The sequence below is a fragment of the Streptomyces sp. NBC_00425 genome, from assembly GCF_036030735.1.
Taxonomy (GTDB): Bacteria; Actinomycetota; Actinomycetes; order Streptomycetales; family Streptomycetaceae; genus Streptomyces.
The window spans coordinates 8,332,150-8,356,958 of sequence record NZ_CP107928.1 but is presented as its reverse complement, the minus strand read 5'-3'; the positions used below and the strand labels follow the sequence as shown (position 1 = coordinate 8,356,958).

Annotated in this window: 16 protein-coding genes; 8 read left to right on the top strand and 8 right to left on the bottom strand. The window is 73.4% G+C overall.

Features of this window, described 5'->3' with window-relative positions; all coding sequences use genetic code 11:
* Positions 1-27 precede the first annotated feature (27 nt).
* Complete coding sequence (locus OHS82_RS36825; RefSeq protein WP_328435396.1) at positions 28-1,515, top strand: APC family permease; 1,488 nt, start codon at positions 28-30, stop codon at positions 1,513-1,515.
* 263 nt (positions 1,516-1,778) lie between these two features.
* Here OHS82_RS36825 and OHS82_RS36820 read toward each other — a convergent pair whose 3' ends face one another.
* Both OHS82_RS36820 and OHS82_RS36815 read right to left on the bottom strand, forming a co-directional pair.
* Positions 1,779-3,095, bottom strand: a complete 1,317-nt coding sequence (locus OHS82_RS36820) for a ferredoxin reductase family protein (RefSeq protein ID WP_328435395.1) — start codon at positions 3,093-3,095, stop codon at positions 1,779-1,781.
* 305 nt (positions 3,096-3,400) lie between these two features.
* Complete coding sequence (locus tag OHS82_RS36815) at positions 3,401-4,138, bottom strand: hypothetical protein (RefSeq protein WP_328435394.1); 738 nt, start codon at positions 4,136-4,138, stop codon at positions 3,401-3,403.
* A gap of 381 nt (positions 4,139-4,519) precedes the next feature.
* Here OHS82_RS36815 and OHS82_RS36810 point away from each other — a divergent pair, with 381 nt between their 5' ends.
* On the top strand, positions 4,520-6,034 hold the full coding sequence (locus OHS82_RS36810; RefSeq protein WP_057580887.1) for a glycoside hydrolase family 43 protein: 1,515 nt from the start codon (positions 4,520-4,522) through the stop codon (positions 6,032-6,034).
* A 217-nt stretch (positions 6,035-6,251) separates the two neighbouring features.
* Here OHS82_RS36810 and OHS82_RS36805 read toward each other — a convergent pair whose 3' ends face one another.
* From OHS82_RS36805 to OHS82_RS36795, 3 genes are all read right to left on the bottom strand, one after another.
* The gene (locus OHS82_RS36805; RefSeq protein ID WP_242433231.1) at positions 6,252-7,931 is read right to left on the bottom strand and encodes a hypothetical protein; all 1,680 of its coding nucleotides are present in this window, start codon (positions 7,929-7,931) and stop codon (positions 6,252-6,254) included.
* A gap of 684 nt (positions 7,932-8,615) precedes the next feature.
* Positions 8,616-9,452 carry an LLM class flavin-dependent oxidoreductase gene (locus OHS82_RS36800; protein ID WP_328435393.1) on the bottom strand — a complete coding sequence of 279 codons (837 nt, stop codon included), beginning with the start codon at positions 9,450-9,452 and terminating at the stop codon, positions 8,616-8,618.
* A complete protein-coding gene (locus tag OHS82_RS36795) occupies positions 9,449-10,381 on the bottom strand; it encodes an alpha/beta fold hydrolase (protein ID WP_328435392.1) in 933 nt (310 codons plus the stop codon). Before OHS82_RS36795 ends, OHS82_RS36800 begins: the two co-directional genes overlap by 4 nt.
* A gap of 95 nt (positions 10,382-10,476) precedes the next feature.
* Here OHS82_RS36795 and OHS82_RS36790 point away from each other — a divergent pair, with 95 nt between their 5' ends.
* The 4 genes from OHS82_RS36790 to OHS82_RS36775 all read left to right on the top strand — a co-directional run bounded on the left by OHS82_RS36790 (position 10,477) and on the right by OHS82_RS36775 (position 16,025).
* The gene (locus OHS82_RS36790; protein ID WP_057580883.1) at positions 10,477-11,373 is read left to right on the top strand and encodes a LysR family transcriptional regulator; all 897 of its coding nucleotides are present in this window, start codon (positions 10,477-10,479) and stop codon (positions 11,371-11,373) included.
* A 107-nt stretch (positions 11,374-11,480) separates the two neighbouring features.
* Entirely contained in the window at positions 11,481-13,502 is a 2,022-nt protein-coding gene (locus OHS82_RS36785) for an SMI1/KNR4 family protein (protein WP_328435391.1), read from the top strand.
* A 269-nt stretch (positions 13,503-13,771) separates the two neighbouring features.
* Entirely contained in the window at positions 13,772-14,467 is a 696-nt protein-coding gene (locus tag OHS82_RS36780; RefSeq protein ID WP_057580879.1) for a type 1 glutamine amidotransferase domain-containing protein, read from the top strand.
* 814 nt (positions 14,468-15,281) lie between these two features.
* Positions 15,282-16,025, top strand: a complete 744-nt coding sequence (locus tag OHS82_RS36775; RefSeq protein WP_328435390.1) for a FadR/GntR family transcriptional regulator — start codon at positions 15,282-15,284, stop codon at positions 16,023-16,025.
* Positions 16,026-16,457: 432 nt separating this feature from the next.
* On the opposite strand, the gene OHS82_RS36770 is transcribed toward OHS82_RS36775, so the two are convergent.
* Positions 16,458-17,621 (bottom strand): hypothetical protein, encoded by a 1,164-nt coding sequence (locus OHS82_RS36770; RefSeq protein WP_328435389.1) that lies wholly within the window; start codon positions 17,619-17,621, stop codon positions 16,458-16,460.
* A gap of 310 nt (positions 17,622-17,931) precedes the next feature.
* On the opposite strand from OHS82_RS36770, the gene OHS82_RS36765 reads away from it, so the two are divergent.
* Positions 17,932-19,068 (top strand): FUSC family protein, encoded by a 1,137-nt coding sequence (locus OHS82_RS36765; protein WP_242433230.1) that lies wholly within the window; start codon positions 17,932-17,934, stop codon positions 19,066-19,068.
* A gap of 254 nt (positions 19,069-19,322) precedes the next feature.
* Here the strand turns inward: OHS82_RS36765 and OHS82_RS36760 are convergent, their stop codons facing one another.
* Positions 19,323-21,785 (bottom strand): SpoIIE family protein phosphatase, encoded by a 2,463-nt coding sequence (locus tag OHS82_RS36760; protein WP_057580872.1) that lies wholly within the window; start codon positions 21,783-21,785, stop codon positions 19,323-19,325.
* Positions 21,786-22,055: 270 nt separating this feature from the next.
* Here OHS82_RS36760 and OHS82_RS36755 point away from each other — a divergent pair, with 270 nt between their 5' ends.
* Positions 22,056-24,122, top strand: coding sequence for a SpoIIE family protein phosphatase (locus OHS82_RS36755; protein WP_079041400.1), 2,067 nt, complete (start codon positions 22,056-22,058; stop codon positions 24,120-24,122).
* Between the two features lie 35 nt (positions 24,123-24,157).
* On the opposite strand, the gene OHS82_RS36750 is transcribed toward OHS82_RS36755, so the two are convergent.
* Positions 24,158-24,802, bottom strand: a complete 645-nt coding sequence (locus OHS82_RS36750; RefSeq protein WP_057580870.1) for a TetR/AcrR family transcriptional regulator — start codon at positions 24,800-24,802, stop codon at positions 24,158-24,160.
* Positions 24,803-24,809: the final 7 nt, after the last annotated feature.

Below are 24,809 nucleotides of genomic sequence, written 5' to 3'. Positions count from 1 at the left end.
GACCTCACGCATCACGCGGAGACCTCCATGACCGAGCCCCGCACCTCCCTCACTCCCCAGCAGCCCCCGGTGGCCGCCGGGACGGATCCGACCGGCCGTCTGCCGCGCGCCGCCCTGGGCGTCAGCGACATCGTCTTCTTCGTCGTGGCAGCCGCCGCGCCGCTCACCGTCATGGCCGGCATCGCCCCGCTCGCGATCCTCTTCGGCGGCATCGGCGCCCCCGTCGCCTATCTGGCGGTCGGCGTCGTGCTGTGTCTGTTCGCGGTCGGCTTCACCGCCATGACGCCTTACATCCGCAACGCGGGCGCCTTCTACTCGTACATCGCCCGGGGGCTGGGCCGCCCGGCCGGGCTGGGCGCCGCCCTGCTCGCCGTATTCTCCTACAACGCCCTGCAGATCGGCACCTACGGGGCGTTCGGCTTCTTCGCGGCCGCCACCGCCGACGACCTCCTGGGCGTCGACCTGCCCTGGCCGGTCTACGCCTTCACCGGGATCGCCGTGGTGTGGCTCCTAGGCTTCCGGTCGATCCACGTCGGCGCCAAGGTGCTCGCCGCCCTGCTGGTGGCGGAGACCGCCGTCCTCGCCCTGCTCGCCGGCGCGATCCTCGTCAAGGGCGGCGCGAACGGGCTGAGCCTCGCCTCCTTCGCCCCCTCCCACGTCTTCACCTCGCAGATGAGCGCACCGCTGGGCCTCGCCGTGGCCGCCTTCATCGGGTTCGAGGCCACCGCCCTCTACCGTGAGGAGGCCCGTGACCCCAACCGCACCGTGCCCCGCGCCACCTACCTGGCCGTGGGATTCCTCGGCCTGTTCTACACGTTCGTCGTCTGGGTCATCGTCCAGGCCTTCGGGGACGACAGAGCCGTCGGCGCCGCGGCGCAGAACCCCGCCGAGATGTTCTTCACCGCCATGACCCGCTATGTGGGCGGCTGGGCCACGGACCTGCAGCGCGTGCTGATCGTCAGCAGCCTGCTGGCCTCCCTCCTCGCCTTCCACAACGCCATCACCCGGTACGGGTACGCGCTGTCCGCCGAGGGCGTCGCCCCCGCCGCCCTGGGTCGCATCCACCCCCGGCACGGCTCGCCCTGGGTCTCCGGCATCGCGCAGACCGCACTGGCGGTCGTCGTCACGGCCGTGTTCGCCGCGATCGGCGTGCACCCGTACAACGAGTTCCTGCTGTGGGTGAACACCCCCGGCGTGGTCGGCATCCTCGCGCTGCAGACGCTCGCGGCCTGCGCAGTGGCCGCCTTCTTCCGTCGCAGCCCCGGCGCCCACGCGGTGGGACGCCTGCGCACGGTCGTCGCGCCGGTGGCCGCCGCCGTCCTCCTCGCCGTGATCACCGGACTGGTCTGCACGCGCCTCAATCTCTTCACCGGCGCCGCACCGCCCGTCAACTGGACGCTGATCGCGCTCACCCCGCTCGTGTTCATGACCGGGGTGGTCCTCGCCCTGCGGATCCGCCGCAACCGGCCCGACGTCTACGCCGGGCTCGCCACCACCGACGTCGACAGCGTCTGACCCGGGGCACGAGACGCCGCCGCGGGACGTGACGTCGCCGCGGCGGCCGTCGCGGCCCGCGCGGACACGGCACCGCGATGCGCCGGTCCTGACGGCCGGCCTGACCGCGCCGAGGTCGTCGTCCCCGGCCACGGGTCCGTCGGCCACGGTGACGACCGGAGCCGCATGCGGGCGCCCGGCGCTCCGCATGCGGCTCGGTGATCGTGAACGGCGGTGCAACGGCCCGCTGTGGACCGGCGGCCGGGCACCGCCCCGGACGGCGCTCAGGCCAGGCCGAACCGCTCGGCGTGCACCTGCCGCCGGGGAACCCGCAGGTCGCGCAGGGCGCCGAGCACGGCCGCGGTCATCGCCGGCGGGCCGCACACGTACACGTCGCGCTCGCCGATGTCGGGAACCATGGCCCGGAGGTTCTCCGGCTCGAACGGCGGGCTGCCCTCCCCCGTGCGGCCGGTGAGCAGGTGCAGCCGCCCACCGCGGTCCGCGACCAGCGCTCGTACCTCGTCGACGAGCACGGCGTCGTCCTCGCTGCGTACCCGGTAGAGCACCACGACGTCGCCCGCCGGCTCCTCCTCGAGCAGGGCTCGAACCGGTGTGATCCCCACCCCTCCGGCGATCAGCAGGGAGCCGGGGCGTCCTCGGTGCAGCGACGTGAACGCGCCGTAGGGTCCTTCGACGAACGCGCGGGTGCCGACCGGGAGATGGCGCAGTCCGGCGCTCGCGCTGCCGGCCGCCTTGGCCGTCAGCCGCAGCGTACGGCCGTCGGGCGCCGCCGACAGCGAGAACGGGTTCGCCAGCCACCAGTGGTGGTGTTCGGGGAACCGCCAGATGCAGAACTGCCCGGCCCGGGCCGGCAGCTTGTCGAGGTGGCGGCCGGTGACATGCACCGACACCACGTCGTCCGACTCCACCACCACCTCCGCGACCCGGAACCGGTGGTAGGAGTTGCGCCACACGGGCAGCGCGATCCGGCCCACGACCAGGGCGCCGAACGCGAACAGCCACAGGGCCCACCAGTAGAGCTTCGCGGCCGGGGAGGAGCTGAAGGTCGTGGTCTCCTGCAGCTGATGGACGAACGCCAGCCCCAACGCCACGTACAGCAGCAGGTGCAGTCCGTGCCAGGTCTCGTACCGCAGCCGCCGCCGCACGTACCGGGCGGAGACCGCGGCGACCACGACGAGGACCGCCGCGGCGCACATCCCGAGCAGGGAGGCCGGCACTCCGGCCAGCGAGAAGAACGTCTTCGTCATCGACGTGCCGCTGAGCCTCGCATAGCCCAGGACCACCAGGACGGCGTGCGTGAGGACGGTCCACAGCAGGGTGAAGCCGACCCACCGGTGCCACACCGTCAACCGGTCCATGCCGATACGGCGGTCGAGCCACGGCAGTCGTGCCACCAGAAGCAGCTGGAACAGCATCAGCACGGCGGCGTGCAGCCCGAAGAACTTGGCGACGGTGAGCACCCCGTTCTTGCCGGTCCCGGAGGTGAGGAACAAGGCCTCCACGATCACCGAGTTGATGATGACAAACGTCCACAGCGCCCACCGCGCCGCAACGACCGGAGGTATGGTGCCTTGCCGCACCCGTGAAATCGTCGCCTCCACCGCTTCCCCTCTTGTTTCATGTGACGTACGTGGCCGACGGCGGCACCGCGACGGCCGATGCTCTGCAGGCCGAGCTCCGGCTCACCTGCCGCGGACCCGCCGCCGTCGCTGGGTACGCTGGGTGATTAAGCCCTTAACCACAAGCTGTCGCAGGGTTGTTGGGACATCCGTGACCTGCCACTGCGGCGCGCGCCTGCGCGACGCCCACGCGGACGACGGTCGCCTCGCCGCACCACGCGCACACGGACCACGACGCGGCCCGGGCGCTCCCGGAGAACGGCTCCTCAGCGCTCGTCGTCACGCTCCGGGATGTCGTCGAGTCCGCGGAGGACGCCGGTGTGGTGCCGGCGGCGTTCAGCGAGAAGCGCCGTGACGTCGTCGTCGGTCGCGACTGCGAGTTTCTCGAGGTGCCCCAGCAGGTTGTCCTGCTGTTCGTGGCCGGAGCCGCGGACGTAGGCGATCGTCCGGGTGGTTCCTCCTGCGGCGAGCAGCAGTCGGTGGGGCAGGCCGTACCAGGTGTCGAAGCCCGCGAGGACCGCGCGCCACAGGTGCCAGACGTCGTCGGGCCGGCGGTGTTCGGCGAGCAGGAGCGCCGCGACCTCGATCGTGTGGCTGAAGCCCCAGGAGTGACGGTGCAACCGCGTCTCCTGGTCCAGCAGGAATCGGGCGAAGTCGTGGTCGACCGGCCCCGGGGTGAGGATGAGCGTGTCCAGGACGTCTCTGCGGTCCTGCCACCACCGGTCGACGGGCAGGCCGGACGCGTCGTGGGCTGCTTCGAACCGCAGGAGGTCCCAGCGCTCGGGGTCCGCCGTCCACCAGGCCGGTTCGAGGGCGGCGCTTTTGTGCCGGCGGGCGGCCGTTCCGTCAGGAACGGCGGTCTCCCTCGCGGCCGGGTGCGCGGAACACGGCCGGTGAGCGGTGCCGTCGGACCGGGCGGGGCCGCCGGCGGGCGGCGAACCCGGGCTGCTTCCCCCTGGGTCGCGCGGACGGCACGCGTCTCGCGCGGCCGACGCGTCGCTCATGCCCGGAGCGTACGGCAGGCCGGCGTCCGCCGTACAGATCACCGGACGCCCACGCCGCCGGCGTCCGCGCCGAGGCGCACCTCTCAGCCCGGGCAGTCCGCCGTCGAAGCGCTTCGACGACGTCGCTCTCCCGCCCCGGCTGTCGACCGAGCAGCAAGGGGCGGGATCCAGAGGGGAAGGGCACTCTTGATATGCGCGAAACCCGTCCGTTAGCTTACGGGAGTGTGTGAAGCGCTTCGACAGCCGCTTCACCACCGGACGGCCTCCGCCTCCGCGGCGTCCGCCGTCGGGCTCCGCATCGGCCCCCACGGACCCGTTGCTCCCCCGGCCGGCCCAGCCCGCAGCACGTACCGACGAGACACCGACGAGAGGACCTCTCAGGTGCCCCCTCCGCGCCAGCCCGACGGACCCGTCGCCAACCCCGTGATCCCCGGCTTCCACCCCGACCCCAGCGTCTGCCGCGTCGGCGACGACTACTACCTGGCCTGCTCCAGCTTCGAGTACTTCCCCGGGGTGCCCCTCTTCCACAGCCGTGACCTGGTGCACTGGACGCAGATCGGCAACGTCCTGGACCGGCCGGAGCAACTGCGTCTGCCCGCCTCCATGCCGTCCTCCGGCGGTATCTACGCCCCCACCCTGCGCCACCACGACGGCCGCTTCTGGCTGATCGTCACCAACTGCAGCGAGGGCGGCGGCAACCTGATCGTCACGGCCACCGACCCGGCCGGACCCTGGTCGGACCCCATCCGGGCACCGGGTGTCCCCGGCATCGATCCCGACCTGGTCTGGGAGGAGGACGGCACCTGCTGGTGCACGGTCGCCGGGGTCTCGCAGGTCCGTATCGACCCGTCGACCGGGCAGACGTACGGGACACCCCACAGGCTCTGGTCCGGCGGTCCCGGCGCCAAGGCCCCGGAGGCGCCGCACCTGTACCGGATCGGCGACCACTGGTACCTGCTCATCGCCGAGGGCGGCACCGAGCGCTGCCACGGTGTCTCCATCGCCCGCGGCCGTACGCCCGCCGGCCCGTTCGAGCCGTGCCCGGCCAACCCGATCCTCACCCACCGGGGCACCGACCGTCCCGTGCAGAACACCGGGCACGCCGACCTCGTCCAGGGTCCCGACGGCTCCTGGTGGATGGTGCTGCTCGGTGTCCGGCCGGGCGGCGGCACGCCGGGCTGGCACGTGCTCGGCCGGGAGACCTTCCTGGCACCCGTGACCTGGGTGGACGACTGGCCGGTCGTCGGCGAGGTCACGCTGGCCCTGCCCGAGTTGCCGTGGCCGCTCTCCCCCGGCCCCGTCGAGGAGCACCGGGACGACTTCGAGCTCGCCGAGCTGCGACCGCCCTGGATCTCCCTGCGCGACCGGCCCGCCGAGCTCTGCACCACCAAGGAGCGCCCCGGCTGGCTGACGCTCCGCGCGCGGGGCGGTTCCCTGGACGAGCCCGACGTGGTGTTCACGGGCCGGCGCCAGCGGCATCCCTCCTGCCGGGCGCGCACACTGGTCGACGCCGCGGAGGGAAGCGGTGGCCTCGCCGTCCGGCTCGACGAGCGACATCACTACGCGATCGAGGCGTCCGGCACGCGGGTGCGGGTGATCGCGCGCGTCGGGTCCCTGCGCACGGTAATGGCCGAGGAGTCCGTGCCGGCCGGGCCGGTGGTCCTCGCCGCCACGATCACGGAACCGCCGTCTCCGCACGGACCGTGCACAGGACCCGACGTCGTCTCCCTCGGCGTCGAAGGGCCGGACGGCACGGTGACCGACCTCGCGACCCTCGACGGCCGCTATCTGTCGACCGAGGTCGCCGGCGGCTTCACGGGTCGGGTCATCGGCATGTACGCCGCGACGGGCGCCGTCCACTTCGACTGGTTCGACTACGAGTCCCTCGACGACTGAGCCGCGCGCCCCCGCGCCGGACCCGCCTCGAGCAGGACTTCGGGCGGGACAGCCCACGGTCACCGGCCACCTGCTCGGTGGCGTACGCCGGGCAGCCCTGCAGGGGCCGGCGGCAGGCGGTGACCGGACCCCGTTGCGCGGATCCGCCGGCGGACGCGAGCGCCACGGCGGCCGGTCCGTCTCCGCCGGATGCCCACCCGGCGGAGACGGCGGCTTCTCACCCGGCCGGCGGGCAGCCGCTCTCGTCGCCGGATTCCGCGGCGTAGTCCGAGGTCAGCCGGTACACGCCCGCCCCGGGCACGGTCAGCCGGGTCCACGGGCCGTCCGCGCTGACACACGCGCCCTCGGCCCGCAGCCACGGCGAGTACGCGATCCGCACGGTGCTCGTCCCGGGGCCGGGCATGCTCAGCGTCAGATCCGCCTCCCCCGCGCGCAGCAGCTCGGCCGGGGCGGAGACCAGCGGCAGCGTGTCGCGGACCCGGTAGATCTTCCAGTACTGGTCCTGCCAGACGGGCTCCAGCCAGCGTTGCCCCTCCTGGATGAGAGCCGTCTCGCGCTCCGCGGACCGGTCGGGCTTACCGTCGTGGAGGACGACGAAACCCACCGCCCAGTGGCGCAGCCAGGCGTAGTAACGCGGCCCGTCGAGGTGGCCCTCGTAGAACAGGCGTCCGCGTTCGACGTCCAACTGCTGGTTCCAGCCGCGCATCAGCTCGAAGTGGGGGCCGAGGAGGGTGGCCCCGCGATGGTCGTCGTCCGTCGGCAGCTCGACCCGGCCGCGGTCGGCGCCCAGCCGGTCGAGCGCGGCGATCACGCCGTCGGTGTGCGTGACCCAGCCCGGAACGGGGTCCGGGCGCCGCAGATGCGTCAGCGACGACGCACAGAGGTAGGAGACGGAGAGAGCGGTCACCAGCGCCATCGCCCGCATGCGGGTTCGCCGGCCGCCGTGGCGGAAGGCTCCGGAGCGGCGGTGCAGCGCGGCCGCGAGCAACACCGCGGGCGCGAAGAGCAGCGCGAGGCGCTCGACGTTGTTGCCGACCGGCGAGGGGACCACCCAGGTCAGGACGACCCCGACGGCGTACACGACACTGCTCGCCCGCACCACCCGCCACTCCCGCGGAGACGCCCACACCACGGCGGCGGACAGCAGCAGGGGCAGGATCATGCGGCCCGCGGCCATGGGCTGCTCGCCCTGGAAGGGGAACAGCACGGTCGTCACACCGACTACGGCGACGGGCGGGAGCGACAGGGCGAGACACTTGCCGTACTGCCGGTCGACCAGATATCCGGCGCCCGCCACCAGCAGGAAGAGCCCGGCCACCGGGCTGCCCATGGTCGCGAACAGCGCCCCGAGGGCCGCGGCGGCGAGCCGGGCGGGCCGGGGCGCGCGGTCGGCGACGGCGAGCAGGCCCGCGAGAGCGAACGCCAGGCCGAGGGCGAACGTGGTGCGGCCGAGCACGACGTTGTACCAGAGGCCCAGCGCACCGACGAGCGCGGGCCACATCGACACGCGCGGAAGGGTGCGCTCCAGCAGTGTGGCCAGCACCCAGGTGGCGCTGATCCCGGACAGCACGGAGACGGCGCGGACGCCGCACAGAGCCATCAAGTGCGGTGATATGACGCTGTAGTTGACGGTGTGGACGCCGCCGAACCAGAACAGTCCGTACGGCGTGGCCGGGTGTCTGCCCACGAACCCCGCCCACGCGTACTGCGCGGCGAGGTCACCGCCGTCCGTCGCGAGGACGGCGTCCCACCCCCAGTACAGGGGGAGGAAGGCGGCGATGGCGAGGAGCGGGACGCGGTACTTCGCCGACCTGGGCCACCGGCGTTCCCGGCGCAGTACCGGGAACGGTGGTCGCAGTGAGGAGGGGACCGAGAGGGTCGAGGTCTGTGGGGGCATGGTGGCTTTCCCGGTGCGGTACGGACGCCGTACAGGCCCGCCGGGGAGTTCGTGGCCCCGAGGGCTCATGGAACTCGCGGACCTGTGCGGGCGTCACGGCCGGGCCTCTCCCGTCCGTCGCGCCCACGCGCCTGTCGCGCGCGACGTCGGCGCCGGGAGCGGCACCACTCGGCCCGCACCCGGCGGCCGGTCGTCCGGCCCGTGGTGGTCGCTCAGCGGGCCCCCGTCGGCGAGTCTCCCGTCCGCTGCGACAACGTGGGCGTCGGACCACGCCGCGCGGAGTGCGCAACTCGCCGACGGCGCCAGCACCAGGAGGCCGACTTCATGCACTGAACTGCTCCGGAATCGGTGGAGGGCCCGGACTCGGGCCTCCTGCCCGGGCAGGCCACGGACGACAGCCGGTTCGCGCCTGTGACCATGATGTTGTGGACCATTTCCCGGGCCGGCAACCCCCACCGGCTTGACCAGAGGCTATTTCCACAGGTCAACCACACGCAAGGCGCGTGCCGCGCGGAGGAAGAACCCGCTGGTCTCGCCCGGTGTCGCAGGCGTCGGCGCAGTCTCGCGACCTGTACGGCGGTGCGCGAACCGGTGGTCGCGCGCGATCCGCGTCGGCCGTCGGGGAGATGTCTGAAGGGGGCGCGGAGGACGTCGAGAGCGGGGCCCCGGGACCACCTCCCCGTATCACTCGGCGCCAGGCCCGCCGGTGTCGGCCGGGCCGTCGCGGAGTACGCCGCGCACCTGGTCCAGCGACATCGTCTCCGGCGTGAACTCCGCCAGCCACCATGTGGCGCCCACGGCGGCGTAGGGCGCCGGATCGGTCCCGGGCGGGAGGGCGACGGCGATGTCGTACGGGCCCGGCCTCCCCTCGCGCAGGGCGGCGAGGGCTGCGACGGCGTCGGCGAGCTGGTCCGGGTGTTCGAGGTTCACCGGGAAGAAGCCGTCGTGCCGGGCGGCGCGGCGCAGCGGTCTGACGTTGCCGGGCAACCCCGCGGCCCACACGGGCACGCCGGGGCGCTGAACCGGCCGGGGCAGGAAGGAGACGCCGTCGACCGTGTAGTGCGGGCCGTGATGGTGCACCGGTGCGCCGGACCACGCGGCGGTGAGGATCTCCAGGGACTCGTCGAGCATGCGGCCGCGCCGCCGGTCGTCGAGTTCCTCGCCCGTCGCACTCCACTCGCCGGCGAAGCGGTCGCTGCCGAGACCGACGCCGAGGGTGAGGCGGCCGCCGCCGAGCCGGTCCAGCGTCGCGGTCTCCCTGGCGACCTTCGCCGGCCGCCGGCGGGCGAGGGGGGTGACCATGGGGCCGAACCGCAGGCGTCGGGTGGCGGTGGCGATCGCGGTCAGCGTGATCCAGGGGTCGGCCGCCTGCCGGACGGGTTCGCGCCAGCGCAGATGGTCCCAGACGAACACGCCGTGCCAGCCTGCCTCCTCCGCGTCGGCGGCCAGACGGGCGACCACCGCCGGGTCGGCGAGTTCGTCGAAGATCGGCAGCCAGAGCGCCGACCGCAACCGGGTCATGGCCGGCCGCCTGCGGTGTGCACGCCTGCCGTCTGCCCGCCTGCCGTCCGCCCGCCTGCCGTCTGCCCGCCTGCCGTCTGCCCGCCTGCCGTGTGCCGGAGCAGGGCCGGCACGAACACGTCCCACAGCGGCTTCGGCAGGTCGTGTCCGGCGCCTTCCAGGACCAGCAGCTCCGCACCGGGAATCGCCTCGCGCAGCGCGCGCCCGTGGGGGAGCGGAAGCACCGGGTCGTGGTCGCCGTGCACCACCAGGGTCGGCGCCCGGACGGAGGCGAAGTCGCGGGACGACCCGTCGAAGGACATCGCGTAGTGGTTGACGAGGGTGGCGGCGATGTCGCGGGCACGGGCCACGTCCCGCTGCACGAGCGTGCGCGTGGCGGTCTCGTCGAAGTAGGGCGAGCCGCCCGAGCACGCCTGTGCCGAGGCGACGACGTGGTCCACCACCGCGTCCGGGTCGGCGGGGTCCGGGTCGGCGGGAATGCCGGCGGCGAGCTCGTCCGACGACGGCGGGAGTCCGTCCTCGCCGGTGGAGGTGGAGACGAACGTCAGGGACGCCACCCGGTCGGGATGGTCCACCCCGACGAGGAGGCCGATTCCGCCGGCCATCGACCGGCAGACGATGTGGGCGCGTTCGACGTTCAGGGCGTCCAGGAGGCCGAGCGCGTCCCCGGCCAGGTCGGTGTACGCGTAGCCGGGCCGCCCCGGCGGGTAGCTGGTGGATCTGCCGGTGTCCCGGTTGTCGTAGCGGATCACGTACCGGTCGCCGCGCGCGATCCGGGCGCACAGCTCGGTCTCCCACCACAGCATCGAGGCGGCGGCGCCGTCGATGAGGAGGATCGCCGGGTCCGCGGGGTTTCCGAAGGTCTCGAAGCACAGCTCGACGTCGTCGATCCGGACGAGCTTCTCGCCGTGTGAAAGGTGATCGGTCATGAATGTCACGCTAGACCCGGCGGTCCATCGTAAAAAGCGATAGTTTCCGATCAAGTCGATCGCAATCAACGATTGTTGCCCAGAGGGACGAGCTCATGTCCGACGTGGAACTGCGCCATCTCGCCACGATGGCCGCCGTGGCCGACGAGGGCTCGTTCGGCCGGGCGGCGACGCGGCTCGGATACACCCAGTCGACGGTGAGTCAACAGATCGCGGCTCTGGAGAAGGCCGTCGGCGGCGCCGTGTTCGACCGGCCCGGCGGCCCGAGACCGGTGCGGATCACGCCGCTCGGCGCGGTGGTGCTGGCCCACGGACGCGCACTGCTCGCCGGATCCCGGGCGATGACGGCCGCCGTCGACCGGTTCAAGGCCGGTGACGGCCGGGTCGACATCGGCACCTTCCAGAGCGTGTCCAACGTGATCCTGCCGCTGGTCGTGCGCAGGCTCCGGGACGAACACCCCGGCTGCGACATCCGGCTGTTCGAGGAGGAGACCGACCGGCCCCAGGTCGACGAGCTGGACCTGATGTTCTTCGACGGCCGCGTCGACGGCGACGTCGAACACCGCAAGCTGCTCGACGATCCCTACGTTCTGGTGGCCCGCCGTGGCGCCTTCGCCGACGGTCCGGTGCGCCCGGAGCTTCTCGACGGCGCGCCGATGGTGGCGCACCCGCCGATCTGTGACCAGGCCCGGCTCGAGCAGGCGCTGGCCCGGCGCGGTGTCCGCCCGCAGATCGTGTGCCGTACCGCGGGCAACGAGACCGTGCTGTCGATGGTGCGCGCCGGCATGGGCTCGGCGGTCCTGCCGCGGCTCGCCGTCCACGGCGCCGACCTCGGCTCCGACGCGTCCGTGTCCGTCCACGAACTCGAGCCGGGACTCCCGCCGCGCGAGATCTTCCTGCTGTGGCAGGCCCGTCGCACGCACTCACCCCTCGCGGCACGGGCGATCGAGATCGCCGTGGACGTCACACGCGAGATCGCCGAACGCGCCTGAGCGGCCGCCTGCTCCCGCCGCCGCTGGAGGGCCGACCCTTTCACGGGCCGTCGGACGGTTCCCCGGGGGGCCGGGTGCTGTCAGTGGCGGGTGACAGCATCGTGAGCATGACGGACACCACGGCATTCGACTGGCGGCCCTTCCTGCAGAGGTGGAGCGGGGAGTGGGCGGACTCCCTGCCGGACGGCGAGACGCGGGGCGAGGACGACGAGGTCGCGCGCCGGGCCCGGTGGCTGGGGCTCCCGCCCGCGTCGGAGGAGCGGATCGCGGCCATGGAGGAGCGTCTCGGCCGTCGCATGCCCCCGTCGTACCGGCGGTTCCTCGAGGTCAGTGACGGCTGGCGGCACGCGGGCGGATTCGTGTGGCTGCTGGCGGGGACCGCGGACGCGCACTGGCACGACGACGAGTCGGGGCTCGCGGAGATGTTCGAGGAGGATCTGGACGACGACGCGAGCCCCGAGGAGCGACGGGAGGCGGACCTCTGGCGGCGCGGGCTGCAGCTCGACGTGGAGTCCGACATCACGCACGTCCTCCTGGATCCCGATGACGTCGACGAGGACGGCGAGTGGGCCGTGTACACGTGGGCGAGCTGGCGGGCCGAGCCGCCCGAGCGGCACGCGAACTTCCTGGCCTTCATGCTGGCGATGCACCGGGAGTTCCACAGCCTGCAGGCGCGCCGCAGTGACACGGAGCCGGTGTTCGCCAACGACACGACGCGAGAGCTGGACGCCGGGATGGAGGAGGCCCGGCTGGAGGCGCTGCGCGGCGGCTGGGAACGGGCCGGGACACTGCTGGACGAGGCGAAGGCGTACGGCAGGCCGAGGGCCGCCGGGCTGGGCGACCAGATACGCCGCCTGCTCGGACAGACGTACATGGTGTACTTCGACGGCCTGGTGACCGACCCTCGGTACGCTCCCGAGTTGTTGCCGCCGCTGGTCGCCGAGCACGCGGCGAACGGGTACCGGGACGACTCCACGCTGACGTTCCATCTGCGGGGCGCCGACGAAGCCGTCGTGTCGCTGGCTTTCGAGACCCTGCGCCAGGTGCGCGACGGCACGTACCGGTACACGGCGGCCGGGCCCTTCGGGGAGGCGGTCGAGCGGGCACGGGAGCTGGCGCGGTGGGGCGACACCGACGGGGCATGGCGGATTTTGCTGGAAGCCCTGCCCCGGTGGGAGCCGCTGGGGCCGGACCACCTGGCACCGCTCGGGTGGGTGGCCGACCCCCTGCTCGGGCCGCTGCTGACCCCGGAGCGGGGCCGCGAACTGCTGTCCGCTCCACGGGGCGGGCAGGCGGGTCGGGCTCCGGCGCCGGCGGGCGTGCTCGACCCGGGCGGCCTCGCGTGGCTCGTGGAGCCGGACCCGGGCAGCAACCGCACGTCCTACCGGTTCGTGCTGGTGGAGGGAGTGGGGCCGGAGGAGCTGCCCGCACGTCTCGCGGACTCGCACGATGCCCGGGGCGACGACAGGGGCCGAGGCGACGAGGACGGCGGCGACGGGGACGGGGACGAGGGCGACCGCGTCGTGCTGAGCGAGCCCATGAGCTTCCGGGAGGCGCGCCGCAGGGCGCTGGAGGGCCGCAGGGAGTTCTCGTCCTACGACGACCGGGCTCTCGTGGCGGTCGGCCGGGCCGGTGCCGGCTGGAGCTTCGCCTTCGACGGCGATCCCGCCTCGTTCGCGGGGCGGCGGTTCGTCTCCCCGGCGGCGGCCGCGAGCGCGGGGACCCGCGCGGTGGTGGTGTGGTGCGGTCTGAGGGCCCGGCACGGGAACCCGTTCTTCCACCTCTCGGTCGCGCGCGACGGCGTGGAGCAGTACGCCTTCACCTACGCGGACGGTGAGGTCCGGCGCAGCGGAGGGATACCACGGGCGCTGGACCCGGACCGCTTCTTCTGCGACCTGGGGGACGCGGCCGGGACGGAACGGTCGCTGCTGGAAGCGGTGACCGCGGAGTTCGGCGCCGGCCTGCCGCGGCACGCGATCGTGCAGGGGCGGCTGCACACGTTCACCACCCGTTCCTGGACGCGCCCCCCGGAGGCCGGGGAGACGTATGCGGTGATCCGGCTGCACGCGGGAGCCGCGCCCCCGGCGGACGGCGGGCGGGGCACGGACGACGGGGCGCACAGCGGGTAGCGGGCAGCGGGCAGGACCCGGGGCCGTGCGCGCCTCATGACCGAGCGGGACCCGAGCGCTGTCGACTCCGGACGTGTTCCCGTAGTCCCGTGGTACCGGTCGCCGACCGCCGATGCACCTCCCCGGTACCGGGTGTGACGGGCGATCAGCTCCTATCGTGGTACCGGCCTGAAGGAATCAGCGGCCCGGCCCGGTGTCGCCGGCGAGGCCGCGCACGGGGCCGCACACGTCCGCACGGCGGCCCCGAACCTCTGAACAGAAAGACACGGATGTCCCCCACGAAGCGCATTCTCATCATCGTCACCAGCACCGGCGAGTACGAGAAGGTCGGTTACCGCACCGGTCTCTGGCTGGGCGAGCTGACCCACTTCTACGACGTCGCCGAACAGGCGGGTTTCGAGCTCACCGTCGCGAGCATCGAGGGCGGCCCCGTGCCGCTCGATCCGGAGAGCCTCGCCCACAACGTCCTCAGCGACCTCGGTACCGACAAGCGGTACGCCGACCGCGCGTTCATGGACACGCTGCGGGATGTCGTCGCCGTGCGCGAGGTCGACGTCGACGACTACGACGCCATCTACCTGACCGGCGGTCACGGCGTGATGTTCGACTTCCACCAGAGCCAGGCCCTGGAGACGCTGATCGCCCGCTTCCACGAGAGCGGCCGGATCGTGTCGGCGGTCTGCCACGGCCCGTGCGGTCTGCTCGACGTCACCCTGAGCGACGGCGAACCCCTGGTGAAGGGCAGGAACGTCACGGGATTCTCGTGGCGGGAGGAGGAACTCGCCCAGCGCGCCGACGCCGTCCCCTACAGCCTCGAGGACCGCCTGAAGGAGCTCGGCGCGCGGTACAGCATCGCGGCGAAGCCGTTCGACACCCACGTCGTCGAGGACGACCGCCTGATCACCGGGCAGAACCCGGGCAGCGCCAGGGCGGTCGCCGAGGCGGTGGTCCGCCGACTCGGCTGAGCGGCGCTCGGACGAATGGGGGCCGCCCGCCCGGCGGGCCGGCTCCCCGCACCGTCCGAGGCGCCCGTGCTCACCGCAGTCGCCGCGGCCGACGGCACGAACCCGCTCAGGGTGATCCGGTTGACGGCCAGCCGGCGGGCGGTGGGCAGAGCCGCGAGGTCGCCCGCCGTGTGCAGGGTGGCCGGCGGCCCGGACCCGCTCCAGCAGGGTGTCGAGGTCGGCTGTTCCGGGCTGGGACTCGTCCGGTGCATGGCACCCCTGCCCGAGACGCGCGAGCTGCTGGCCCTGGCCGCGCGAGACCCGCTGATCGGCGGCGTCGTCGGCTGGGTGGATCTGACCTCTCTCGCCATCGGCGACATCGTCGACACGGCCGGTCTGCGGCCTCGCCGGCGGATGGAACGCCTGGGCGGCCACCGTCGAGGAGCTGCTGCACGACTGCTCCGTGACCGAGACCCGGGCGATCCTCGCCGGCACCGCGACCGAGTTCTACGTGCTGCGGCCCCGATGACCGCGCCGCACGGGGCGGGACGAGCCCACCAGGACGCCCCGTCCGCACCTCGTCCGCCGGGGGCGAACGGCCGGGCCGGGCCGCCGCCGCGGTCGCGCGCCGCTGCGCCCGCCCCGGTATCGTCGCCGTCGCCCCCGGCACGCCGAATCCGGACCAGGCCGTACGCAAGGGCGGGCCGCTCGGCCGTCACGTCCTCGAGGTATCCGGGACGATCCTCGGGCCCAGGGCCCAGGGCCCAGGGCCCAGGGCCCACGGCCCGACCGGACCGGGCGCACCCAGGCGGCGCATACAAGGAGAGGGGTCGCGTTGTCCCTGACGGACAAGGCCATCGAGCAGATCCGTGAGCTGATCCGGACGGGCGCGCTGCCCCCGGGCTCAAAACTGCCTCCGGAAGCGGAGCTGGCAGCTCAGCTGGGGCTCTCCCGCAATCTGGCGCGCGAGGCGGTCAAGGCCCTGGCGGTCGCCCGTGTACTGGAGGTGAAACGGGGCGACGGCACGTACGTCGGCAGCCTCCAGGCGAGTGTGCTGCTGGAGAGCGTCGGCGGCGCCGTGGAACTGCTGCAGGGCGACTCGGCCGCACTGCTGGACCTGATGGAGGTGCGGCGGCTGCTCGAACCCGCCGCCACCGCGCTGGCCGCCCTGCGTATCTCGGACGAGCAACTGGCCCTGGTGAAACAGCACTTGGACGCCATGCGCGAGGCCCAGGACGACGTGGAGCGGCTCAACGCGCACGACGCGGCGTTCCATCGCGCGGTCGTCGCGGCCACCGGAAACGAGTCCCTGCTGGCTCTGCTGGAGGGCGTCTCCGGCCGCACGCTGCGCGCCCGCGTCTGGCGGGGTCTGGTCGACACCCGGGCCGCCGGCCGGACGCTCACCGAGCACGAGGCGATCTACGAGGCGCTGGCCTGCCGCGACGCCGCGCTCAGCCAGGCGGCGGCGCTGCTGCACGTGACCAGTACCGAACGATGGCTGCGCCGACACCTCGAGTCCGGCGACTCAGTCGCCCACGCTCCTGCGACCCCCGGTCGATCGATCGTCGGCCCGGCGTGACGGACGGTCGGAGCAGCGGTGGCCGGAGTGCCGGTATCCGAAGTGAGGTGAAGCACGCGCGGTCGAAGTACCGGTGGCCGGAGTGCCGGCGGTCGGCGTACGGGCCGTCGAAGTCCCGGTGGGCGAGTACCGGCGGCCGGACTACGAGCGGTCGTTGCACGGAAGTCGAGCCGTCGGGGCGCGGGCGGGCGGTGACCCGTGCAGGCGGGCGGATAACAGGCCCGCTTCCGCTGATGTCGTCCCGTCCCCCGGCGCTCCCGGCGCGTGACCGCCCGGCTCGGCGACGTTCCCGCGGCGGCGGTCGGCGTGTGGCCTACGGCAGGGCGGGTTCCGGTTCGGCGGTCGGCGCGTAACCGCACGGCCCGGCGGAGTCCCGGTTCGACGGTCGGCGTGTGGCCTACGGCAGGGCCGGTTCGACGGTCGGCGTGTGCCTTACGGCACGGCGGGTTCCGGTTCGGTGGCCGGCGCGTTCGCGGTCGGCCCACGTCCCCCGGCCGCCCGCAGGGTCACCGTGGCCGCGGCGCCCGCCGTCAGTCCCCAGACGAGGGCTGCCGGGACTCCGTCGCCGATGCCCGAGGACAGATACATCAGGTCCCATTTCAAGGTCGACCCGTCCAGCGCCACCCGCAGCAACTGACTCGCCAGGAGTCCGAGCACGGTCACGCACACCGTGCCCACCGCCATCGCCGGGACCGTCACGCGCGTGAGCATTCCGGGCAGCCGCCGCAGCGCCGTCCACACCAGCGCGAGCAGCAGGACGTCCGTGGCCCGGTACAGGAGCCAGTCCCCGAACGACACTCCCGCCGGAGCCGACCAGGCGCCGAGAAGCAGCCACTGGCGGAGCAGGTCACCCGGTTCGGAGAACCGCCCGCTGCCCGAGAAGGACGTCTGCAGCTCGGCGGCGACCGACTCGTACGAGAGGACCACCAGGGACAGGGCGATGACCGCGGTCCCGACGGTTGCGGCAAGTCGGGCCGCACGCACCGGAACGGCCTCGCGCGGCAGCGGACCCTGACTCCTGGCGACCACCCGCGCGGCGAACACCGTCGCCAGGGACGCGAGCAGCGCGGTCACCACCAGCATCTGCCGTCCGGAGGAGATGACGCCCGCCAGTTGCGGGAGGAAGCGGTAACTGCCGCGTCCCTGCGAGGCGATCAGCCACGGCGCGGAGACGGTCACCGCCAGGGTTCCGGCCACCACGCCCCAACCCCACAGGGCGAGCAGCGCGGCCGGCAGCCGGCCGTCGACCGGCGGCAGCCTGCGGACCAGGAGCACCGCCCCCAGCACGAAGAAGACGAAGACCGCGGCGAACCGGATCTGCAACGCCGTCTCGTACAGCGAGAGATAGCGGGTGGCGTCGCCGCCGGCCGGATCCCCGATCTCGCCGAGCACGCCGGAACCGAACCGGACCGACGTCGGAGGGTCGTACGACCAGGGCGTGAGCCACTGCTGGAGTTCGGCGACGACCCGGCCGCCGAGCGCGTCGGTGGCGCCCTGCAGGTGCAGCGCCTCGGTGCTCGCCCCGGCCCACCACAGCAGCGCCGTGAGCAGTACCCCGCCGATCAGTGCCGGTATCGCCGCACCCCGATGTGTCATGTGTGTCCCCCCGTACTGGTCGAGCGCCCGGTGAGTCGAGTCCCCCGGTCGGCTGGAGACTACGCGGCACTGATCACACAACGATCACGTTCGGGCGTTGAGTGGTTGACGGCGCCGGATGACGGTGCGGCGGCGGGAGCCTTGACGGCCTTGTGCCGGGCTGGAATCGCGGGCGGTGCGCTGTGAGGTCGCGCACGGTAGGTGCGTAGCGGGCCTGGTGTGGCACTTGAGTGCCATGGAGTGCACTCAGGGGACGACACGAACGACACGGCCGCGATGGCCGCGATGGCCGGCATGGCCGGCTCGACTGGTGAGAGCGGTCCGGCTGAGCGGCGGGAACGTGGTGCGGACCGCCCGCCGGGCGTGGGCCGAGCCGGGCCGTGAACGGGATCTCGTGGCGCAGGCCGGCAAGGCCGCGCTGGCCGCCTGGGTGGCCTGGGCGGTGGCGGGCTGGTGGCTCGCGGCCCCGATGGCGTTCGTGGCGCCGTGGGTGGCGGTCGTGCTGGTGGAGGCGACGGTGTACCGCTCGGTGGCGCACGGTCTGCAGCAGCTCGCGGCGATCGCGGCGGGCACCGTGGTGGCCACGGCGGTGGCGTTGCTGCTGGACAGCACGATGGTCACGATGGCCCTGGTCCTGCCGGCGGTGCTGCTCCTCGGGCAGTGGCACCGGCTGGGCAGTCAGGGCGTGTACGCGGCCACCGGCGCGCTCTTCGTGCTGACCAGCGGCCAGGTCACGATCGCCTCGTCGGCGGCCCGGGTCGCGGAGGCGGTCTTCGGCGCGGCGGTCGGCGTCGCGGTCAACGCGCTGGTCCGTCCGCCGCTCTATCTGCGCGACACCCGCTCCGCGCTGGAGGACGCGGTCCGCGAGGCGCAGGAGATCCTCGACGCGGTGGCCGACGGGCTGGCCGACGGCGAAGGGGACGGCCGGGCGGCCGCCGAGTGGCATGCGCGCGCCCTGCGTCTGGACCGCCTGGTCGACCAGGCGCGGTCGGCGATCGGCCGCAGCAAGGAAGCCATGCGGGGCAACCCGCGCGGCCGGCGTGTGTACGCCGCGGCGCAACCCGACAAGACGTACGCCGACGCCGTGGTCGTGCTCGACTACATCGCCGTGCACACCGCCGGCGTGACCCGGACGGTGTGGGAGGCCGTGGACCACGGCAGCAAGGCCGCTCAGCCGGCCGCGGAGATCGCCCGTCCGTACGCGGACTTCCTGCACCGCACCGCCCACGCCATCCGGCTCTACGGCAGCGCGCGCTTCACACCGGCCGGCCATGACGACGACGCCGCCGACGAGCTCCGCGAGGCCGTCGAGGAGCTGCACCAGAGGCTCGACGCGTTCCGCCGACGGCTTCCGGGGGCCGTGCGGGACGACCCCGACGCGCTGTTGACGTACGGGGCGCTGCTGGCCCAGGCCCACCGGCTGGCCGATCAGCTCGTCCAGGACTGACCGGCGCACCGGCCCACAGGCCGCGCTCTCGCCAAGCCGCGCTCTCGCTCCGTGCGGGGCCGGGTACCCGGGAGCCGCGGCGGACGGCGGCGCCCGCGCGCGCCGCCGGGTGGGTCTGTCAACCACCCGGCGTGTGTGGCCAACTCTTGTCCGACGCTTTCTCCTCGCCACCGCTCCCCACCCCACCCCACCCCTCCCCCCCCCTCCCGTCCCCTCCCGGCCGTCGGGCGGGCTCCGTCGCGCTCGCCGTCGGGTCAGGGGATCTCCTGCTCCGCCCAGATGACCTTTCCGTCGGCCGTGTACCGGGTGCCCCAGCGGTGGGCGAGCTGGGCCACCAGGAAGAGGCCGCGCCCGCCCTCGTCCGTGATCCGGGCGTGCTTGAGCCGTGGGGCCGTACTGCTGGCGTCGGTGACCTCGCAGGTCAGGCGGGCGTCACGGAGAAGCCGCAGCCGGATGGGCGGGGTCGCGTAGCGCACGGCGTTCGTGACCAGCTCGCTCACGATCAGCTCGGACGTCATGGCCAGGTCCGTCAGGCCCCAGTCCGCCACCTGGCGGGTGGCCCGGGCGCGGACCTCGGAGACGGCGGCCGGGTCGGCGGGCACGTCCCAGGAGGCGACGTGCTCGGCTTCCAGGGCGTGGGTGCGCGCCAGCAGCAGGGCGACGTCGTCGGACTGCGGCACCGGCACCAGCCGGCGGACCGCCGACGTGCAGAGCGCGTCCAGGTCGGCGTCGGGCCGGGCCAGCACCTCGCCGAGCCGGAACATGCCCAGTTCCATGTCGTGCTCGGCTCCCTGGACGAGGCCGTCGGTGTAGAGACCGATCAGGCTGTTCTCGGCGAGGGTGATCTCGGCGGCCTCGAACGCCATCCCGCCGAGTCCCAGCGGAGGCCCGGCCGGCGGCTCCGGGAAGGACACCCGGCCTTCGGGCGTGACGACGACGGGCGGCGGATGCCCGGCCCGGGCCATGGTGAACCGCCGGGTGACCGGGTCGTAGACGGCGTACAGACAGGTCGCGCCGAGGAAGGCGGTGGTGCCCTGCTGGGCCGCGGGGTCGTCGGTGCGTTCCGTGCTCAGCCGGAGCACGAGGTCGTCGAGGTGGGCGAGCAGCTCGTCCGGCGGCATCTCCATGTCGGCGAGGGTCTGCACGGCGGTCCGCAGCCGGCCCATGGCCGCCGCGGCCGCGATGCCGTGGCCCACCACGTCGCCGACCACCAGCCCCACCCGCGCCCCGGACAGCGGGATCACGTCGAACCAGTCGCCGCCCACGCCGTCCGTGGGGTCCGCCGGCTGATAGCAGGAGGCAACCTCGAGCGCTGTTCCGCCCGCCAGGGCGTGCGGCAGCAGACTGCGCTGGAGGGTGACGGCCGCCGTGTGCTCGCGCGTGTAACGGCGGGCGTTGTCGACGCACAGCGCCGCCCGGGCCACCAGCTCCCGGGCCAGCAGGACGTCGTCGGGGCCGAACGAGACGGGGTTGAGCGACCGGACGAACGTGGCGAGGCCGAGTGCGGTGTCGCGCGCCCGCATCGGCACGGAGATGAGGGAGTGCAGCCCGAACCTGCGGATCGTCGCCGTCCTCTCGGGCTGCTCGGCGAGCCACAGTTCGTCGGTGGGGTCCAGGACGGGAAGCAGGATCGGCTCGCCGTCGATGAGCAGCTTCGTGTCGTGCGGCGGGGGCAGGAAGTCCACCCGTTCGCCCACCCGGGCCACGGCCTCGGGGCAGCCCTCGCGCACGGAGCTGAGCCCGGCCCGGCGCATCACCGGCCTGGCCGGGGCGGGCCCGGCGTCGGTGAGCCACGTGCCGTGTCCCTCGGTGCTGAGGACCGGCTCCAGCAGGTCGACGATGACGAAGTCCGCGAACCGCGGGACGGCGAAGTCGGCGAGCTCCTGGGCGGTGCGCATGACGTCGAGGGTCGTGCCGACGCTCGCCCAGGCCTCGTTGACCAGCGACAGCAGCCGGCGGGCGGCCCACCGCTCGGTGACGTCCTGCACCATGTAGCAGACCCCGGTGACCGAGTCGTCGGAGCCGACCAACGGGAAGAAGGACGTGGAGTAGGCGCGCCGGCGGTGCGGATCGGCCCAGCTCCACCCGAGGTACTCGTACTCGTTGACCGGGGTTCCGGACTTCAGGACCTTGCGCATGAGGCCCTCGATGGCGTCGGCCTGGAGGCCGGGCAGCAGCTCGCTCAGCCGTCGCCCGAGGCGCTGTTCGCGGGGCACCCCGCCGAGGCGTTCCAGCGTGTCGTTCAGCCACACGTACCGCAGTTCCAGGTCCAGCACCGCCATCCCGACCGGGGAGCGGACGAGGAACCCGTCGAGGACGGACTGCCCCACCGTCCACTGCCGGCTCTGCTCGCGTGCCGAGAGCAGAAAGCACTCGTCCACGCCGATCCGGAAGGACGCGGAGACCCGCAGGGCCACGTCGACGGAACGGCCGTCGCGGTGCCGTGCCGTGAGCTGGCCGCTCCACCCCCTGCCCGCGCGGCACCGGGCCGCGACCGCCGCCACCCGCGCCGGGTCCCGCGGCATCGCCACCAGCCGGCCGGCGAAACCCCCGACGACGTCGGACGCCGGGTGGCCGAGCAGTGCCTGCGCGCCTCGCGTCCAGCCGAGCACGACGCCGTCCGCGGTCACGATCGCCGCCGCGTCGGTGGACGCGTCGAGGAGATCGCGTGGTCCCGCGGGCGTCGGGGCCTCGGAGACTTCTCGCGCTGGATCCATGGGTGCCGTCCTCTACAGGACCATGGTGCTGCCTGTCCGCCCGATGCGCACGGCGTCGCCGTGCCCCGGCGACAACCCACCGCACCGCCCTCCTCACCCCGGCGACAACCCACCGCACCGCCCTCGTCTCTCCGGCGACAGCCCACCGCGCGACGGTGGCTCCGCAGCGCGCGCCCCTCGCCGGACCACCGGGCCGGGGGCGCGCGCCGGGCCCCGCTACCGGGCGCGCCGGATGAGGCGCAGCATGGAGGTGCGGGAGGAGGCTCCGCGATGACAGCCGAACCCATCCGGTCCGACGGGACCGCGTACGCCCGGGAGGCGCCGCCGCCGACCGGTCTGCTGGACGTGCTGAGCGTCTCCGCGATGGTCGTCGACGCCGAGGGACGCATCGTGTTCTGGACGCCGCAGGCGGAGGAATTGTTCGGCTACACCGCGCAGGAGGCCCTCGGCAAGTACGCGGCGCGGCTGTTCATCCACCCCGAGCACCTGCAGTCCGTGGTGCGGCTGTTCACGGAGGTGCTGGAGACCGGCCGGAGCTGGGCCGGCGCCTTCCCCATCCGGCACAAGGACGGCAGCAGCCGTCTCATGGAGTTCCGCAACATGCGGCTCCAGGACGATCTCGGAGACGTCTACGCCCTCGGCATCGCCGCCGACCACGAGTTGCTGCAGCGCGTCGAGACCGACCTGGCCCTGTGCGAGCGGCTGATCAACCAGTCCCCCATCGGGCTGGCGCTGCTCGACCCGGATCTGCGCTATCTCCTGGTCAACCCGGCGCTCGAGCGCATCGACGGCATCCCCGCCGAGGACCACGTGGGCCGGCGTCTGCGGGAGACCCTGCCGCTGCCCGACGTCGACACCATCGAGTCCGCGCTGCGCCAGGTGCTGACGACCGGCACGCCGCTGCTCGACCAGTACCACGTGGGACGGCCGCGGACCGACCCCGATCACGAGCACGCCTGGTCGCTGTCGTTCTACCGGCTGGAGGACCCCGGCGGGCGGGTGCTGGGCGCGGCCGCCTCGGTCGTCGACGTCACCGAACGGCACCGGGTGGCCGCGGAGGCCGACCGGGCCCGCCGTCGCCTCGCCCTCATCGCCGAGGCCTCCACGCGGGTCGGCACCACTTTGGAGGTGGAGCAGACCGCCCGTGAGCTGGCCGAGGTGGCGGTGCCCCAGCTCGCCGACGTGGTCGCGGTGGACGTCCTGGACTCGGCGCTGGCCTGCCGGCGCGCCCGTCGGCCGGACGACGGTCCTGAGCTCTTCCGCGCACTCGCGCTCAAGGCGGCGCATCCCACCGTGGCGCTGCGTGCCGCCGACCCGCCGGGCGACGTGGCCGCGTACCAGGGCGACCAGCTGGTCACCCTGTGCGTGCACACCGGCCGGCCGGTCCTGGTGAGCCACGTCGGCGACCAGGACCTGGCGCGCATCGCCCGGGACGCGGAGGCCGGCTCCCTGCTGGCCCGCGCCGGGGTGCACTCGTATCTCGCCGTACCGTTGATCGCCCACGGGGAGGTGCTCGGCGCCCTCGACCTCAAGCGCACCCGCAACCCGCTCCCGTTCGACGAGGACGACGTCCTCCTCGCCGTCGAGCTGGCCGGCCGGGCGGCCGTGGCCATCGACAACGCCCGCTGGTTCGAGAGCGTGCGCAACACCGCCCTCACCCTGCAGCGGAGCCTGCTGCCGGAGCACCCGCCCCACCACTCCGGCCTCGACCTCGCCTCCCGCTACCAGCCCGCCCAGGCCACCAGCGAGGTCGGCGGCGACTGGTACGACGTCATCCCGCTGGCCGACGACAAGACCGCGCTGGTCGTCGGGGACGTCATGGGCAACGGCATCGACGCGGCCGCCACCATGGGCCGGCTGCGCACCGCGACCTGCGCCTACGCGGACCTCGACCTCGAACCGGGCGCCGTGCTCCAGCACCTGGACAAGATCACCTGCGATCTGGAGCACTACATCGTCACCTGCCTCTACGCCGTGTACGACCCCCGCACCGGGCAGTGCCGGATCGCCAACGCGGGGCACATGCCGCCGGCGCTGGCCGGGCCCGGCCGACCGGCGACGCTGCTCGAACTGCCGTCCGGCGCCCCGCTCGGCGTCGGCGGCGTCCCCTTCGAGACCACCACGACCACGCTGGGCTCCGGCGACCTCCTGGTCCTCTACACGGACGGCCTCGTCGAGACCCGGCAGCACCCGATCGACGACCGTCTGGCGGTCCTCGTCGGCTTCCTGGACGAGCCGCACCGGCCGCTCGAGGAGATCTGCGACCTCCTGCTCTACGGCCTGCGCCATCCTGACGACCACGACGACGTGGCCCTGCTGGTGGCACGGGCCCGGTAGCCGCCGACCGTGCTGCTTGCGCCGGCCCGGGAGCGCTACGGCCGCTCGCCGGACGACCGGACCGGGGACGTGCCCGGTTGCCGGACGTCGGCCGTGACCAGTCCCGCGACGTGGGCCGTGACGGTGTCAAGGATGTCGGACCAGGCCGCTTCGTCGCCGAGCACGAGGTAGTTGAGGGTCAGTCCGTCGGTCATGGCGGCGAGATAGCGGGCCAGGACGGGGACGGGCACGCCGAGCCGCAGCCCCATGCTGCGGCACAGGTCCCCTATGAGCTCGGCGTAGGCCTCGCCGTACAGCTCGTACTGACGGCGGGCCAGGTGCTCGAACCCGGGTTGGCGCAGGGCGTATTGAGTGAGCTCGTAGGTCAGCATGTGCGTGTCGGGGTGGGCCCGGACGTGGTCCCAGTACGCCGCGAACCCCGCGCGGACGGTCTCCTCGAGCGTGGCCCGGGGGCGGATCGCCTCCCGCACGACGCTCACCGACTGGGCGGTGAGCGTCGTGATGACGGACTCGACGAGGGCCTGCTTGGAGTCGAAGCAGTAGTGGAAGACGCTCAGGGAGACGCCCGCCTCGGCGGCGATGGACCGGGTCGTCGTCCTGGGGACGCCGTCCCGGGCCATCGCTCTGATCGCGGCATCCGTCAACTGTCGTCGTCGCTCCGCCGACGGCATGCGCGCCATCCGTGTC

Excerpts from the sequence above, each read along its gene's own strand:
- OHS82_RS36825 (WP_328435396.1), top strand. The coding sequence starts at position 28 with ATGACCGAGCCCCGCACCTCCCTCACTCCCCAGCAGCCCCCGGTGGCC.
- OHS82_RS36815 (WP_328435394.1), bottom strand. The coding sequence starts at position 4,138 with ATGAGCGACGCGTCGGCCGCGCGAGACGCGTGCCGTCCGCGCGACCCA.
- OHS82_RS36805 (WP_242433231.1), bottom strand. The coding sequence starts at position 7,931 with ATGCCCCCACAGACCTCGACCCTCTCGGTCCCCTCCTCACTGCGACCA.
- OHS82_RS36800 (WP_328435393.1), bottom strand. The coding sequence starts at position 9,452 with ATGACCCGGTTGCGGTCGGCGCTCTGGCTGCCGATCTTCGACGAACTC.
- OHS82_RS36795 (WP_328435392.1), bottom strand. The coding sequence starts at position 10,381 with ATGACCGATCACCTTTCACACGGCGAGAAGCTCGTCCGGATCGACGAC.
- OHS82_RS36790 (WP_057580883.1), top strand. The coding sequence starts at position 10,477 with ATGTCCGACGTGGAACTGCGCCATCTCGCCACGATGGCCGCCGTGGCC.
- OHS82_RS36785 (WP_328435391.1), top strand. The coding sequence starts at position 11,481 with ATGACGGACACCACGGCATTCGACTGGCGGCCCTTCCTGCAGAGGTGG.
- OHS82_RS36780 (WP_057580879.1), top strand. The coding sequence starts at position 13,772 with ATGTCCCCCACGAAGCGCATTCTCATCATCGTCACCAGCACCGGCGAG.
- OHS82_RS36770 (WP_328435389.1), bottom strand. The coding sequence starts at position 17,621 with ATGACACATCGGGGTGCGGCGATACCGGCACTGATCGGCGGGGTACTG.
- OHS82_RS36760 (WP_057580872.1), bottom strand. The coding sequence starts at position 21,785 with ATGGATCCAGCGCGAGAAGTCTCCGAGGCCCCGACGCCCGCGGGACCA.
- OHS82_RS36755 (WP_079041400.1), top strand. The coding sequence starts at position 22,056 with ATGACAGCCGAACCCATCCGGTCCGACGGGACCGCGTACGCCCGGGAG.
- OHS82_RS36750 (WP_057580870.1), bottom strand. The coding sequence starts at position 24,802 with ATGGCGCGCATGCCGTCGGCGGAGCGACGACGACAGTTGACGGATGCC.